The organism is Emergencia sp., from assembly GCF_048465375.1.
GTDB lineage: Bacteria > Bacillota > Clostridia > Peptostreptococcales > Anaerovoracaceae > Senimuribacter.
The window spans coordinates 21,922-36,902 of the sequence record NZ_DBFWLQ010000001.1; the positions used below are offsets into that span (position 1 = coordinate 21,922).

Genomic DNA, 14,981 nt, shown 5'->3' on the forward strand with positions numbered 1-14,981 from the left:
AGTTTCATGGATGGCTTTTACTATCAGCACCAGCTTTTAGTTGAGCTTTTCATCATCAGGAATCAGTCTGTGACATAATTTGTAATAAGATGATCCTGAAATTCCTGCAACTGTATAGAACTCCGCAATGCTTGCAGCTTCCGATTCGTTAAGTTCTTTTATTGCCATATATGTGTATCCATGCCTTACACGTCCTAGTACCGTCCCCTCTCTATCCCGTCCCATTTTTTCAAGTAGAGATTCTCCAATTCCTTTCGTTTCAGCTGAGCTTTTAAGATCCTGTTTTCAGCTCAAAGCCTTTCAATATCACTCATTTCCGCAATGGGTTTACTCCGGTTCTGTTTATCGATAAGGTCAGCGGATTATGGGCGTTTAAAAATTGTTGAAGCACATGCATTGATAGATTTTTTCTCCCAGAAACATACAAAAGAGAATGAACGTTATTGGAGGTAAGGAGTAAATGGCGAAAAAAATGAGAAGGAGAGAAAGGGGAACGGGTTCATTTAGAGTTAAGGATAACGGAAAACTAGAATATCGATTTCCTTATCGTAATGAATATGGGGAAATTAAAATAAAATCTGTAACTGGTGGCAATGAAGAAATGTGTATGGAAAAGGCTGCTGCGTTTTTAGAAATTTAGGAAAAAAAGAATAGAGGAATTGACATAGATTCGACAATCCCTGACATTATCAAAATGAAATACAAATCTGATTTAGAAAAAAATTATGTAAATGAACAGGGATATTCTAGAAATATGGCGAATTTAGGAATTATAGAACGCAGTCTGATTGGAGATATCCCAATTATAGAAGTAACTGAAAGGCAACTTGAGTTTTTTCTATGCAGTATAACAAATTATTCAAACAGCGTAATTGGAAAGGTATACCAACAACTTCGAGTTGCCTTTATGATTGCAGCAGATAAGCGAATTGTTTCAAACAATTTAATGCTGTCAAGAAATTTACGTTGTCCAAAATCAGATAAAAAAGTAAGTGCATTTACAGAGGAAGAACAAAATAAACTAATAAGAGGCTTGAAGGAATATAAGGTTCCAAAGAATAGGAATAATTACAAACTACAACTTCTTATTGAATTGTACAGTGGGATGCGTATGGGAGAAATCAATGCGCTCAAACCAGAAAACATAGATTTAAAACACAAAATAATTCATGTTAAGTCAACTGTTTCCAGAGGTATAGAGTATAGAGAATTTATTAAAGACGGAACTAAGACTTATGCAGGAATTAGAGACATTCCGATTAGTAAGCAACTTGAACCTGTTTTGATTGAGGCCCTTAATCAAAGAAAAGATAATCCAGAGGGATTGTTGTTTTATGATTATAATAAGAAAGGCATTATTGCGACCTACCAAGTGAATTGCTTTTTTAGAAGATTATGCGAAAAATGCGGATTAGAATATTATGGACAACATTGTTTGCGCCATACTTTTGCAACAAGATGCATTGAGGCAGGCATACCACCTGTTGTTTTAAAAAACTGGATGGGACATAAGAATATCCATATTACATTAGACACATATGCAAATGTGTTTAATCGTATGAATTTTGATGCGGTAGAAAAGTTCGAAAAGCACATTGACAAACTGGAAAAGAAAATAGGAAAAGCGAATGAGAGGTAATTGAAAAGTCCATAAGGGATTGATAAGGGGATGACAATAAAAGGAGAATAAAGAAAGCTATAAATTTCAACAAGTATAGACTGTATTGCACTTGGGCATCTCCACCAAGAACAAAAAAGTCCTGCCCAGGAAGGGTAGGGCTTTTCTGTTCCTATGCGGTGCATAGCCCAGTCAACTGGAAGGGGAGGCGTTGGACGGCAGACTGAGAAGCGGGATGCGGACTGAGCCCTCTCCATCATTGACAGCAGATGGGCAGGGCATTTCACTTCACCTATGAAACAGAAATAACGGTGTTGACATTAAATGTAAAAAATGGTATCTTGAATTGCAATGAACAATTACTTTCATTGCAATTGAATTTTACGTTACAAGAGGTGTGCTGTGAGCAAAAAACTATCAGAAATGAGTTTGGAAGAATTGTGGCAGTTGTTTCCTATCTTTTTGACAGAACATCAAGATTACTGGAAAGATTGGTACGCTGAGGAAAAAACTTTATTAAAGCCACTATTACCTCAAACAGCGAAGTTGAACCATATAGGGAGTACAGCCATAAAGACTATTTGGGCAAAGCCCATTATTGATATTCTTGTCGAAGTGCAAAGAGAATGTAATTTATCTGATTTCAAAGATATATTAGTGAATAATGGCTACATTTGTATGACGGAGAGTACCGAAAGGATTTCTTTTAATAAAGGATATACTGAATGTGGATTCGCTGAAAGAGTATTTCACTTACATTTGAGATATATTGGAGACAATGATGAGTTGTATTTCAGAGATTATCTCAATGAATTTCCTGATGTAGCCAGACAATATGAGAAAATGAAACGAAAGCTTTGGAGAGAGTATGAGCATGACCGAGACGGTTACACAAATGCTAAATCCGATTTTATCAAGAAAAAAACGGATGATGCTAAATTAATATATAAAAATAGATATTAACAAATCCAGTTTCTCTATGTTTGCAAAGACTACAAAACCCGCCCAAAGGCGGGTTTTGTACGTTATTCTCTTAACGGCCAGCAAGTCATCAGCAAAATGCTGCCCATAATTCTAAAATATAACGCCTCCTGCTCCGCCTAATAATTTAGCAAAGTAACCGGCGAAAATGACGGATGTGATTGTTACGGTGACGAATCCGCCTACTACCATGGACGGGAACATTTTGCTCATCAAGTATCCCCGCTCGTCAGCATCACTTGTAAGAGAATTGCAGGTGCTTTCGGTGATAATCGCATCACAAGGGAAACCATATAAAGCGGTAAGCCCATTGGCAAAGGCTAATTGGAAATCCATATGGAATATTTTTGCGATGACGAAGGCGGCTAAACCCATACCGGCAACGCCGATGATGATCATGATCAGCATTGGGACAATCAAAGTTTTAAGCATACTCGGCGTACAATCTGCAAGTCCAGAGAATACGCTTAACATAGCGGCGAACATGAAGACCGTATAGGTGTTTGCTCTCGAAAGGGAGCTTGTATCGAGAATGCCGATCCGTGTCAGGATTACAGAAACGATAAGGCACCAAACGATGGTCGGGATTTGAGGGAACAGCTGACCCAGTATGGAAGAAATCCAGACGCTGCCGGCAACTTTCACGATGATAAAGACAGGGGTATTGAACTGTTCTGGGACTGGAGGAAGCAATTTTTTCAATCCGCTGTCATCTGCGATTGTCGAGAGGCCGATAGTCTTCATTTCATCAATTTCAGACTGGGTAAGATTTAACTCACCAGAACGCCATTCTTTTAAGAGTTTTTTGCCCTCCGAGTGCAGACACAGTGCCGTAATAGGATACCCGGCAAGCCCCTGCACGCTGTACATTGCAATGGCAAACACGGCGGCTTCCTTTAAGCCAGCGGCTTCAGCAGCGCCTTGCATTGTAAGTGCTGCGACAATACCGCCTGTAAGCGGCGGCAGTCCAGAGATTACCAAGGCTTTGTCCATAATGAGTGGACAGATGAACCAGCAAAGGGCGACCATGCCGACCAGGCCTACCAGACAGACGACGACGGTTTTCCATTGTTCGATCAACTGTTTGAGGCTGATTACGGTTCCGATATGGGTGATGAACATCAAAACGCCAATGGTACTGGCGAAAGGAGCGAGTCCCGAGTCAGCCGCCACTGTCTTTGGTATCACTGTCCAGAAACCGATGAGGAAGATAATTGCTGTCACTAACACAGAAGGCACCCATGCATGGGTCAGTGTTGATACCCATTCACCGATTACATAGGCGATACCGACGATGATTACAGCTAAAAATGCATTATAAAGTATCATAATAATTCCTTTCTCATATTCATTGAATATATAAATAACAATAACGAATTACATCATTTTTTCAGTAGAGCAAGAACGCTGTGTGTCATCGCAGCAACTCCATTTTTCATCGCATCTTCGTCAAAGGTGCAGTCAGGGCTATGTAATGTAGAAACTTCCATTCCCAAAGCATGGCCCGCATTGAGAAACATCAGTACAGATGGCTTTTCCGTGATTGTTCCAAAAAAGCTATAATCTTCGCTGAAGCCCAAAGGCTCCTTCATGATATAATAGCTTTCTGGGCCGAGAGTCTCTTCAAAAGCAGCTGTCAGCAAATCAACAATTTTGTCATCATTGATGCAGGCATCGTAGCCTTTTATTACTTTTGCATCGATGGTGCACCCAGATACTTTTTCGACACCGGCACAGATATCATAAATCTTTTCTGTAGCAATCCTGCGAGTCTCTTCTGTATAAGCACGCATCGCGCCTGCCATTTTACATTCTCCGGCTATGATATTCGTCGCTACGCCGCCGTGAAAAGAGTTAATGGAGAAAATACAGGTATCCAGTGGATTGACATTCCTCGCCTGAATTTGCTGTAAGAGAATATTGATTTGTGATGCAGCTAGTATGGCATCCTTTGCCTCCTGCGGCTGTGAACCGTGCCCGCTTTTGCCATAAATGGTGATGTAAACCTCATCTGCTGAAGTAGTTACGGAGCCTTTTTTAAACCCGATTTTGCCCAGCGCATCTTCGCTTGGGAGAACGTGCATTGACAGGAACACATCGACGTCGTCTACTGTGCCAGAATCGATGATTGCGCGAGCACCGCCAGGCTGTTTTTCCTCGCTTGCCTCGAAAATCAACTTAACCGTTCCAGCAAATTCGTCTCTCATGTCACAAAGAATCTTTGCGTTGCCAAGCATCATCGCAGTGTGCAGATCGTGGCCGCATGCGTGCATGACTCCGTTATTTTCACTGGAAAAGGGAAGACCTGTAGCCTCTAAGACAGGAAGCGCATCCATATCGCACCTGATGCCGATACAGCTGCCTGCACCCCTTCGTCCTTTCACAACGCCGATGACAGATGTACCGCCTGGAGCAAGTATTTCGTCAACTCCATATTTTACTAGTTGTTCTTTGATTAGCGCAGATGTGCGGGTCTCTTCTTGCCCCAGCTCAGGGTGGCGATGGATTTCGCGTCTGATTTCGACAATCTCTTCAAAGAGCGTTTCAGCCTTTGCTAAAATGGTATCCAAATTGTTCTGCCTCCTTTTAAAGTTTACAGACAACTTTGAGTTATCTATATTTTTTGATAATTGGATTATAGCATTCGAGTTGATTAAATGGAAATTAAAGGTTATAATTGTAAGCATTAGTGACAGTAATCATACGTTTTTAGTTTGAAGACAGGAATGGGAAGGGAGAGATCATGGAGATAAGACAAATATATTATGTGCTTGAGGTGGCAAAGTATAAAAACTTCACGAAAGCAGCACAGTCTTTGTACATAACACAATCCAATATATCCCAGCAAATCAGTTCTCTGGAGGCAGAACTGAAAACGACGCTTTTTATCAGAAACCATCATAATGTCAGTTTGACCAAAGATGGAGAGAGATTCTGTCAATGTGCAAAAGGAGTCGTTGAGGCAATCGACGTCCTCATGAAAGAATTTAACGAGAATACAGAAGCTGAAAAGGCAATCATCAATGTAGGTGCCTTTCCATTTTCCTGGACAGTTGGCGTTTCATCAATCCTCAAAAACTTCTACAAAACGAATACCAATGTTTTGGGAACGATTCGAATAACCGATAATTATGGGGCCTACGAGGGGCTGAAGAGCGGAAATTTAGATTTTGCCATTGTGAAGCTGAGGCCGGAGGATCGATTAGAGCAGCTGGAGTATATCCCGCTGATTGAAGAGGATTTGCTGGTGATAATTAATCGAAATAATCCGATTGCGTCTCACCAAGCGATTACGGCGGAAGATTTGACTGCTTTGCCCGTATTGGTAGGAGAGAAAACTACGAACTTATGGACTGACTTTCAAAAGATATACAAAGACAGAAATGCTGACTTTCACGTGGTGCTGGAAAACTCATTTGACAGAGACCTGATCGTGGAGATGATTGCAAATGACGATGGAATTACCTTTGCGACAGAGTCTACAGCAGCAGGCATCATCTGCGATAAAATCACGGCGCTGCCTCTGGAAGAACCAGTTGAATACAATACCTATCTGACCTATCCGCGGGCGAAAGAGCCAGAGGGGATATACAAAGCCTTCGTCGAGTACGTGATAAGCGGAATCAATGATTTGAAGGAAACGAGGGAGTTGAAAGTAGAAAATAATAAAATTTTATATTAGACAGGTCTGTAGGAGCATATTCTGATAGGAGGCAAGTACGCAATGGCATGATTTTATCAGAAAGGGAAAAATGCGAGCAAAGGGGATCTATAGATTGCACAAAATACATAGGAGAAGGCCGCATAGGCAGCGCCGTAGTAGGAGAAGGACTTGGCCTATCCTCTTTGCCTGCGGTGTGGCAGCCTTCAGCCTGTTATTTCTGTTACTCATCTTATATGGCGGCGATGAGACGTACATCCCGGAAAACGGTACGATTGTTGAAGTCGCTGAATCTCAGATTGGAAACGACGGAGGCACTTACTGGAGCTGGTATGGTTTTGATGCGCCTGTGGACTGGTGCGCTTGTTTTGTCAGTTGGTGCGCGGATCGGTGCGGATACATCAAAGGCGGAAAAGCGCCCAAATTCTCTGATTGCAGGGAAGGTGCAAGGTGGTTTATTGAAAATAGACGATGGATAAAAGAGTCTGTGGCACCAAAGGCAGGCATGATCGTCTTCTTTGACTGGGACGCTAACGGCGACGCTGACCATGCAGGCATCGTCAAAGGGTGCAAAGACGGTGTGATTTACACCATCGAAGGGAACAGCGGGGGAAGATGCCGCGAGAGGAAGTATCCAGCCGGAAGCGACGAGATTTATGGGTATGGGGTCCTCAAATGAAGATAAATTGAAATGGTCAAATAACCGAAAAAAGTACGCTTATTGACATGCGGTAAAACAGGCTGAAAGTTAAGTATTCGTGGTGCGATTTGTATATTGTTATTTTATCTGCTTTAACATATAATAAGGATAAGAGCGGGATATATGGACGAATCAATCGTTACAGTCATTGATTGTGAAGGGGCACGGTGTATGATGGAGAAAAGGATAAAGAAGATTGCCACTATTTTTGCAGAAGAAGCAAAACAAATTTATGGAGAAAAACTCAGTGAAGTGATTCTCTACGGCTCTTGTGCAAGAGGGGATAATGCTTCCGACAGCGATATAGATATTTTACTGTTGCTTGCTGTTGACCCACAAGAGATAGGTGCAGAAAGAAATAAAATTTTTGATGTTTCGAATAGGCTGGATTTGGAGTACGATGTTGTTCTTGCCCCTGTGTTGCAAAGTACAGAGGTATACGAGAAATATCTTTCTGTATCAGCATTTTATCAAAATGTACTGAGAGAAGGTGTGAAGATTGCGTGAATACAAACAAACACAGCTAGATTATTCTAAATATCGATATTAAGAATACCGTTAGAACGAGGAAATTCCTGGTTTTAACGGTTTTTTATTGTCATTCATATTTTCTTTCACTTTCTCACGGCTTCATATCATTAACATTCTAATGACAGGTGAAAACGGTTTATTAACGAGGACGGAGACTGTAATGAGGTAAAATACAGAAAATACAAGAGTTTGCGAAATAGATGATGACGTTCAACTGAAAGGAGAATTCAAATGAAATACGATTTTGAGACGATGTTTAAGGAAATCACCCCACCCCTATACGATCTTGAAAGCATGTTCTGGATTGTTGTCGCCAAAAACCTCGTTGAGAAGTATGGCGTGCAAGGGGAAAAGGCTTCCCGAGCATGGATTCGGCGGCATGCAAACTGGAGAGGCATGCAGATCAGAAAGGGAAACCAGGCACTGGACGTACCAATTAATGTTGAGAATTTGTTCGCATATACGGACAATCCTGTGAACAATGCGTTCATACATCTATGGAAAAAAGACTTTAACTGGACCCCTTGGAAGTGGAAAGCTATTTCGACAATCTGGGGCAAGAAAGAACAAAAAAGTGCTATCCAATCAAAGAGTGGATTGAAGCAGGCGTGAGATTTTGCTTCTCTACAGATGCGCCTGCAACTTCGTGGGCGAGTCCATTTGCACCTTTTATCAACCTTAAAGCTGCGGTTCTTCGGAAGGCATGGAATGGTGTAGATACTGGCCAGCAGCACCAAGTGAATATAGAGACCGCTATCAAACTCTACACAAAAGAGTCTGCAGAAATGTTGGGATTAACCGATGTTGGAATGATAAAGAAGGGCTATGCAGCGGATTTTTTAGTTTTGGATAGGGACATTTTGAAGGTTCCACCTGATGAAATGGAGCAGGTCAAGGTTTTGGCAACGTTTATAAAGGGAGAAAAAGTATATGATGCGGAATTTTAACTGCCTTGTCAAGTTGTGGCTGAGAGGAACAGGTGGATATAGATGGAGAAGCGCTCGTCATACCTCCTGATGGATAATCTGAAAGAATAAATCTTCCCTTACCGATGGAATTTAGTACAGTTCTGTGATATTATAGTAATTAACTAAAGATTCGGATATTTGCATTCGTAGGGAAGGGAGTACATAATATGTATCTCGGCAATTTAAAAATTAAGATATTCAGCCAAAACCTTGATTTAGAGACACTTTTAAGAAGGGCAGATTTGCCAGAGCATTTGAACTGTCAGATTGAGACCTATACTGACGCCAGAGAAGGAATCCATTCCGCCGGGGACATCGTCTTTTTGGACAATCCTTCAGCGGGGCAGATTTCTGCTTTCAAAGATGGAAGTTACATACAATTTATATTGGTGGCGTGTGCAGATCTCGATCAGATTGAGACACTGGGGAACGAGCTGCTGGGGGCAGATGAGGTATGGGAGAAACCCTATAACGACAGGTTACTCACACTGCGCTTTCTCAAGCTCCTGGAAATGGCACAATCCCGTAAGAACAGCCGAATCCAGGAAATTTGTCTGGACACTTTACTTGAATGCATGCCGGATATGGTCTGGTTTAAAGACGTAAAGGGCAGCCATGTAAAGGTAAACAGTGTATTTTGTCAGACAGTGGGAAAACCAAAAGAAGTCGTCACGGGCAAGGATCACTGTTTCATTTGGGATATATCAAAAGAGGAATTCGAAAAGGGACAGTTTGTCTGCAAAGAAACAGATGAATTTGTGATGACAAAACGGCAAAAATGTTTTTCTACTGAAAAGGTCAGCAGTCAGCACGGAATGCGCCAATTTAACACCTACAAGGCGCCGGTTATCGATGACCAGGGGAACCTGCTTGGTACTGTCGGGATTGGCCACGATATTACGGCATTGGAAAATATGAGTGCCGAATTGGAACTGATATTGCGAAGCATGCCTTTTGCTATTTTGGTGTGGAACGAAGAGGGTACGATTATCAACAGCAACGAGAAGTTCGAGGAATACTTTGGTATCAGCAAAAGTGAAATCATCGGACAAAAATCCACGGCATGGAGCAAAGAGATATTAAAAGATTTCAAAGAGATGAATGATGTCGGATATACAGAGGCCAAAGTCTATTACGACGCGCCGGATATGGGACCGCGCATTCTGGAAATCAACGAAGTGCCAATACATGACGTCTTTCACAATGAGGCGGGCAGACTGTGCATTTATAGAGATATCACCAAGGAGAGAGAACTGGAAGAAAAGATTATCAAAAGTTCAAACTCTGATTTTCTAACGGGCTTAAACAATCGCCGGAGCTTTTATCAGTATATCCGTGAAAACAGACGCTATCAGGAACTAGGACTGTTATACGTCGATTTGGATCGATTTAAATATATAAATGATACCTATGGACATAAAGTAGGAGATGAAGCGCTGGTAATAACGGCCGAACTGCTCAAAGAATGCTTTCCAAAGGACTTCATCGCCCGCATTGGAGGCGACGAGTTTTTGATTACAAAGCTTGGCGCATTTACAGAAACAAAACTGGCGGAAGAGGCCTCTCATTTTCTTGAAAGAATGGGACAAACCTTTTCTAATTCAGTTTGTTTTCAGATGCTCTCGGCTAGTATTGGGATTTCCAGTACCAAGGGGGCAGATCTGGATATTGACGAGCTGATCCGGCAGAGTGATGCTGCGCTTTATGAAGCAAAGCAAGCCGGACGAGCAAGATACTGCTTCTACTCGAAGCATTCGTGCGATAAATAAGGGAACGATGCATAAGAAAATTGCTGGATAAGGCACAGACTGGGAGATCTGTACTTTATCCGGTTTTTTGATGTAAAAAGAAAATACACAAAGAATTTGACTGGGGAGAGGTACAGACTTGGGTGAATGCCCACTCACAGACAATACGCGTTGCATGAAACTTTCATTTCCGTGTAGAATATTACATGACAGAACTTGCATTTTCAGATTAAGAATGATAACCTTGGTTTAGTAAAAAGGAGGCAATATGAGACATACGGAAGAACTGCTTGATTTTTTATATAAGAGTCCGTCCTGCTTTCACGCAGTGGACGAAATAAGAAGCTGCCTAGCAGAGGCTGGATATAAACAGTTAGAAGAAAATGAAAAATGGGAGATCAAAGCTGGCGGCAGATATTTTGTCATGCGGAATCACTCCTCTATCATTGCACTGGATTTGCCAGTGAAACCAGAAAAGGGCTATCGCATCATGGCCAGTCACAGCGATTCACCTTGTTTTAAGATTAAAGAAAACCCGGAGATCGTAGTGGAAGACAAGTATGTGAAACTAAATGTAGAAAACTATGGCGGCATGATTTACAGTTCCTGGTATGACAGACCACTGTCTGTTGCAGGCCGAATTGTCTGCCAAGATGACTGCGGCAGCCTTACGGAGCGACTGGTCAACATTGATAGAGATCTTTTAATCATACCAAACCTGGCCATTCATATGGATCGGGAAGTCAACACAGGATATAAGTATAATCCGCAAAAGGATTTGCAGCCTCTCTATGGTACGATTGGGTCAAAAGGCCGATTTATGGAAGAAGTGGCAGCGGCAGCAGGAACAAAGGCCGATGCCATTTTGGGTCATGACTTATTCCTCTACCAAAGAGGACGGGGAACGGTATTAGGCGGAAACGAGGAATTTTTGTCTGCGCCGAAGCTGGACGATTTGCAGTGTGCTTTTTCCTCATTAAAAGGCTTTACGGCAGCAAAGGAGAAAAAGCATGTATCAATCCTTTGTGTCTTTGATAATGAGGAGACCGGCAGTGGAACGAAACAGGGAGCCGCATCCAGCTTTCTTTACGACACTCTGCAGAGGGTCAATGGCGCGATGGGGAAATCTTACGAAGATTATCTCGTCGATTTGGCAGAAGGCTTTATGATCTCCGCAGATAATGCCCATGGTCTGCATCCTAATCATCAGGATAAGGCTGATCCAGTCAACAGACCTGTCGTGGGCGGCGGTATTGTCATCAAATTTAATGCTGCACAGAAATACTGCACTGATGGCGTCTCTGCCGGATTCTTTCGCCAGATTTGCAAGAAAGCGGGGTTGCGGACGCAGACCTTTACCAACAGATCAGACATTGCTGGCGGTTCTACCCTGGGGAATCTTTCAAATATGATGGTTCCAATAAAAAGTGTAGACATCGGCTTGCCCCAGCTTGCCATGCATTCGGCTTGGGAAACGGCAGGTGTCAAAGATACTGAGGATATGATTGTGATGGCGGAAGAATTTTTTAGGGAATAAAATAGGATGAAATACGCACAGGACTTGTAGTAAAGGCATATACTGTTATTGCTTTTAAAGCAAATAGGAGGTTTTGCCATGGACCCTATTTCTCCATGTGTTTGCAACACCAATACTGGTGCTATGGGCGTTTTCAGCGGGATGCACACGATTACCGGTTACCCGGTTCTTACAACCGAAGCCGGACAGATTGTGCCTGTTCTATTTGATCAGCAATCACCGACTCAGGGGAATTTCTCTTTTGAGGCAGGAAGCATTGATCTCGATCCCTATAAGGTTACACCAGGAACATTGACAGTTTATGAAGCAGGTTACTACGAAATCTATTATGATTTCAGTGGGGCGTCTACGTCAGTTGCCGGTCAGTATGATACGGCTGTAACCGTCAATGGAACTCCGGTTCTGAATTCCATCGCGCATATTACCATGGCACCTGATAATTTATACGAGATATCCCGCAGAGCAGTGGTGCTGCTGAATGTTGGCGATAATTTACAGGTGACAGTGCAGGCGTTTTCGCCAGGTCAGTTTATTATTGGCGGTAACACGTCGCAATTGATCGTGCATAAGATTGGTATCGCGAGCACAGTAAAACTAATTTAAGTCTGAGATTACAAACACCGGTACTGTTTTTAGTACCGGTGTTTTTGAAAGAAACCGCGGTTTTTTGAAAAAATAAAAGAAAGGACTTGCATTATGAAAATGAATATCATATAATCAGATTTGTAAGTGTTTTATTTGATACGGGGCATTAGCGCAGCTGGGAGCGCACCACACTGGCAGTGTGGGGGTCAGGGGTTCGAGCCCCCTATGCTCCACCACTAAAAATGACACCCATTAGGGTGTCATTTTTGCGTGAAGAAAACAAAAAAGGGGGCTCGAACCCGAAAGGGCGCGAGCGTTAGTGAACCCTTCCAGTGGAAGGGTGAACAGCGAGCGGTCCGAGCCGACCGGAAAAAGTAAAATCGATCCTTGCGGGCGACATGAGTGCACAGTAGTAATGCGGCCGCATGGAATCGTTTTTTAATGTTAAATCAGAAACGGCTTGCGTCGTATATCGACGGCTTGTGCTAATCATCTTGTATTTCTCTGACAGGTTTGTACAATGTAATTAAATTAGAAAAATTATATAAAAAGAGAAAGGAAGATGAAAAATGAAAAAGAAGAATCGATTTCTGATCCTTGGATTGTGCTTTTGTTTAACCATTTGCATGCTTTCAATATCGGGAATGACCTTTGCCGCCGAACAGCCAGGCTCCCAGACCATGCGTGCGGCAGCTGTGCCGAATATAAGTATCAGTGGCGCTACAGAAGGAAACCTGCAAAGTCTTGTAGATCAAGAACTCAAAAATCCCGGGGGGTGCCCGATTATAGTGGGATTCATTCACTGACAGTAACTTCTAGCAAATTAAATGAAACAGACTTTAACTTCATCTGTGAAAAGATGCCGAATCTGCAGAATCTTGATCTGAGTTCGACAGGTGTATCCGGGAATCTGTCCCAGCTGAGCGGCTTAACAGATTTGATGATACTTGACTTATGGAGTACAAAGGTATCGGGTGACTTGAGCAGTCTCAGCAACTTGACGAAAATGAAAAAACTCAACTTGTCCGCTAATGATAATCTAACAGGAGATTTAGTCGACTTGGAGAATATGAAGGTCTTGGAGGAGTTGAATATAGGAAGTAAGCAGATAACTGGGAAGCTGTCAGATATAAAAAACCATCAAAATTTAAAGAAACTGACTATGGATCACACACAGCTGACCGGAGCGTTGTCGGATCTCAGTGATTTGGATTCGGATAATCCAAAATTGGATTATCTCAATCTGGGTGGTACGCAGGTAAGTGGAACGCTGAACGGTTTAAACTGGACGAAGGTGAAAGACCTCTATCTGACTCGTACAAAGGTATCGGGTGAGCTGAAAAATTTGGAAGGGCTTAAAGCATTAGAACGGCTGGAGATAGCAGCAACGGGGTTCGGCGGCGATTTACAGGCGTTTAGCGCATTGAAAAATCTGAAAATCCTTAACATAGGATTGTGTACAGGTCTGAATGCAAGCTTTGATAATCTGAGCCAATTGCAGAGCTTAGAAAATCTCCAATTGAGCTTGACAGGGGTATCCGGGAGTCTGGATGCTTTAGGCGCCTTGCCGAAATTAAGTCACATTACCATAGATTCGATTGAAACATCTGGTGAGTTAAATGAATTAGAAGCCTTTAAAAATTTAAGTGGTGATTTTCCTAAACTATCATCCCTTTCTCTTACGATCAACTTGCCGCCAATTACTTTTGATGGTGGGACGATTGCCGTAAAAGCACCGACAATGGGAGGCACGGCTTTAGCACCTAGTGATCCATTCAGCAGCGGCACCTATAATCCAACAAGCGGCGAGGTGATATGGAATATTCCGCAAACGTCCAGCGGGAAGGTGTTTTATTCCCTTAACCAAATCATGACCGTAGGAAAGAAAGACAACGTGAGTCTTATGGGGGGATCAGTTCAGCAGCCGTATACCGTTACTCCAAAACCATCACCATCACCATCACCTTCAGGGCGCATCATCACAGCCTCAGCAGGGGAACATGGCACGATTACTCCAGATGGCATGGTATGGGTATCTTATGGAAGTGACAAGACTTTTCAGTTTGTGCCAGAAGACGGATATAAAGTGAAAGACGTAGTCATCGATGGAGAAAGTGTAGGACCTATTTCCTCCTATACCTTCAAAACGATAACAAAATCCCATACAATCGATGTGACCTTTGAACTGGAAGAAACTCCAGCGGATAGGCTGATCGCAGGGGTTGAGGCAACGACGATCAAAGCCTCATCTCAAGCCAAAAAAGGCAAAATGATAATCAGATGGAAAAAATCATGGGGATATAAGGTCGATTGCTTCCAGATATTCAGATCGACGAAAAAGAACAGCGGATTTGGGAAAAAACCTTTCTTTACGACGAAGAGCGGAACAAAGAACATGTATACCAACACGAAACAATTGAAGAAGGGCACCAGATATTATTATAAGATCAGAGGTGTCAGAGTGATAGATGGTCAGACGATTTATACCAAATGGTCTAACAAGGCTTATAGAATAGCAAAATAAATATTGATATAAACAGCAAAATCCCCGCCACTTGGACGGGGATTTTGCCTGCGATATTTAGTATTTAATTAAGAAAGAACGTTCAAAAGTTTGTGCGTAACCTATCTCCTTTTGACAATATCAGTATA

General features: G+C 42.3%; 15 protein-coding genes and 1 tRNA gene. 13 read left to right on the top strand and 3 right to left on the bottom strand.

The window, feature by feature from the left end; all coding sequences use genetic code 11:
- Positions 1–36: 36 nt before the first annotated feature.
- Positions 37–168 (bottom strand): hypothetical protein, encoded by a 132-nt coding sequence (locus ACMQ5W_RS00140; RefSeq protein WP_419022362.1) that lies wholly within the window; start codon positions 166–168, stop codon positions 37–39.
- A gap of 292 nt (positions 169–460) precedes the next feature.
- Here ACMQ5W_RS00140 and ACMQ5W_RS00145 point away from each other — a divergent pair, with 292 nt between their 5' ends.
- The 3 genes from ACMQ5W_RS00145 (at position 461) to ACMQ5W_RS00155 (ending at position 2,581) form a co-directional block, all read left to right on the top strand.
- Complete coding sequence (locus tag ACMQ5W_RS00145) at positions 461–640, top strand: hypothetical protein (RefSeq protein ID WP_148493606.1); 180 nt, start codon at positions 461–463, stop codon at positions 638–640.
- Between the two features lie 54 nt (positions 641–694).
- Complete coding sequence (locus ACMQ5W_RS00150) at positions 695–1,639, top strand: site-specific integrase (protein ID WP_419022364.1); 945 nt, start codon at positions 695–697, stop codon at positions 1,637–1,639.
- A gap of 381 nt (positions 1,640–2,020) precedes the next feature.
- Entirely contained in the window at positions 2,021–2,581 is a 561-nt protein-coding gene (locus ACMQ5W_RS00155) for a GrpB family protein (RefSeq protein ID WP_148493608.1), read from the top strand.
- A gap of 111 nt (positions 2,582–2,692) precedes the next feature.
- Here ACMQ5W_RS00155 and ACMQ5W_RS00160 read toward each other — a convergent pair whose 3' ends face one another.
- Positions 2,693–3,928 carry a hypothetical protein gene (locus ACMQ5W_RS00160; protein ID WP_419022366.1) on the bottom strand — a complete coding sequence of 412 codons (1,236 nt, stop codon included), beginning with the start codon at positions 3,926–3,928 and terminating at the stop codon, positions 2,693–2,695.
- Positions 3,929–3,981: 53 nt separating this feature from the next.
- A complete protein-coding gene (locus ACMQ5W_RS00165; RefSeq protein WP_419022368.1) occupies positions 3,982–5,169 on the bottom strand; it encodes a M20 metallopeptidase family protein in 1,188 nt (395 codons plus the stop codon).
- 173 nt (positions 5,170–5,342) lie between these two features.
- Here ACMQ5W_RS00165 and ACMQ5W_RS00170 point away from each other — a divergent pair, with 173 nt between their 5' ends.
- The 10 genes from ACMQ5W_RS00170 to ACMQ5W_RS00215 all read left to right on the top strand — a co-directional run bounded on the left by ACMQ5W_RS00170 (position 5,343) and on the right by ACMQ5W_RS00215 (position 14,853).
- A complete protein-coding gene (locus ACMQ5W_RS00170; protein ID WP_148493611.1) occupies positions 5,343–6,281 on the top strand; it encodes a LysR family transcriptional regulator in 939 nt (312 codons plus the stop codon).
- A gap of 94 nt (positions 6,282–6,375) precedes the next feature.
- Positions 6,376–6,939, top strand: a complete 564-nt coding sequence (locus ACMQ5W_RS00175; protein ID WP_419022370.1) for a CHAP domain-containing protein — start codon at positions 6,376–6,378, stop codon at positions 6,937–6,939.
- 144 nt (positions 6,940–7,083) lie between these two features.
- Positions 7,084–7,467 (top strand): nucleotidyltransferase domain-containing protein, encoded by a 384-nt coding sequence (locus ACMQ5W_RS00180; RefSeq protein WP_419022372.1) that lies wholly within the window; start codon positions 7,084–7,086, stop codon positions 7,465–7,467.
- Positions 7,468–7,722: 255 nt separating this feature from the next.
- Positions 7,723–8,103 carry a hypothetical protein gene (locus ACMQ5W_RS00185; RefSeq protein ID WP_419022374.1) on the top strand — a complete coding sequence of 127 codons (381 nt, stop codon included), beginning with the start codon at positions 7,723–7,725 and terminating at the stop codon, positions 8,101–8,103.
- A complete protein-coding gene (locus ACMQ5W_RS00190; RefSeq protein ID WP_419022502.1) occupies positions 8,022–8,438 on the top strand; it encodes an amidohydrolase family protein in 417 nt (138 codons plus the stop codon). The genes ACMQ5W_RS00185 and ACMQ5W_RS00190 overlap by 82 nt, the downstream gene beginning before the upstream one ends.
- Before the next feature lie 263 nt (positions 8,439–8,701).
- Positions 8,702–10,228, top strand: a complete 1,527-nt coding sequence (locus ACMQ5W_RS00195; protein WP_419022376.1) for a diguanylate cyclase domain-containing protein — start codon at positions 8,702–8,704, stop codon at positions 10,226–10,228.
- 247 nt (positions 10,229–10,475) lie between these two features.
- Entirely contained in the window at positions 10,476–11,744 is a 1,269-nt protein-coding gene (locus ACMQ5W_RS00200) for a M18 family aminopeptidase (protein WP_419022378.1), read from the top strand.
- Positions 11,745–11,822: 78 nt separating this feature from the next.
- Positions 11,823–12,347: a hypothetical protein gene (locus ACMQ5W_RS00205; protein ID WP_419022380.1), complete on the top strand. Its 525-nt coding sequence runs from the start codon at positions 11,823–11,825 to the stop codon at positions 12,345–12,347.
- A 142-nt stretch (positions 12,348–12,489) separates the two neighbouring features.
- A tRNA-Ala gene (locus tag ACMQ5W_RS00210) sits at positions 12,490–12,565 on the top strand.
- 326 nt (positions 12,566–12,891) lie between these two features.
- Positions 12,892–14,853 carry a leucine-rich repeat domain-containing protein gene (locus ACMQ5W_RS00215; protein WP_419022382.1) on the top strand — a complete coding sequence of 654 codons (1,962 nt, stop codon included), beginning with the start codon at positions 12,892–12,894 and terminating at the stop codon, positions 14,851–14,853.
- Positions 14,854–14,981 lie beyond the last annotated feature (128 nt).

Bases quoted from the DNA above. Each gene is read 5' to 3' on its own strand.
- ACMQ5W_RS00145 (WP_148493606.1), top strand. From the start codon at position 461: ATGGCGAAAAAAATGAGAAGGAGAGAAAGGGGAACGGGTTCATTTAGA.
- ACMQ5W_RS00140 (WP_419022362.1), bottom strand. From the start codon at position 168: ATGGCAATAAAAGAACTTAACGAATCGGAAGCTGCAAGCATTGCGGAG.
- ACMQ5W_RS00160 (WP_419022366.1), bottom strand. From the start codon at position 3,928: ATGATACTTTATAATGCATTTTTAGCTGTAATCATCGTCGGTATCGCC.
- ACMQ5W_RS00205 (WP_419022380.1), top strand. From the start codon at position 11,823: ATGGACCCTATTTCTCCATGTGTTTGCAACACCAATACTGGTGCTATG.
- ACMQ5W_RS00170 (WP_148493611.1), top strand. From the start codon at position 5,343: ATGGAGATAAGACAAATATATTATGTGCTTGAGGTGGCAAAGTATAAA.
- ACMQ5W_RS00215 (WP_419022382.1), top strand. From the start codon at position 12,892: ATGAAAAATGAAAAAGAAGAATCGATTTCTGATCCTTGGATTGTGCTT.
- ACMQ5W_RS00150 (WP_419022364.1), top strand. From the start codon at position 695: ATGAAATACAAATCTGATTTAGAAAAAAATTATGTAAATGAACAGGGA.
- ACMQ5W_RS00185 (WP_419022374.1), top strand. From the start codon at position 7,723: ATGAAATACGATTTTGAGACGATGTTTAAGGAAATCACCCCACCCCTA.
- ACMQ5W_RS00200 (WP_419022378.1), top strand. From the start codon at position 10,476: ATGAGACATACGGAAGAACTGCTTGATTTTTTATATAAGAGTCCGTCC.
- ACMQ5W_RS00180 (WP_419022372.1), top strand. From the start codon at position 7,084: ATGGACGAATCAATCGTTACAGTCATTGATTGTGAAGGGGCACGGTGT.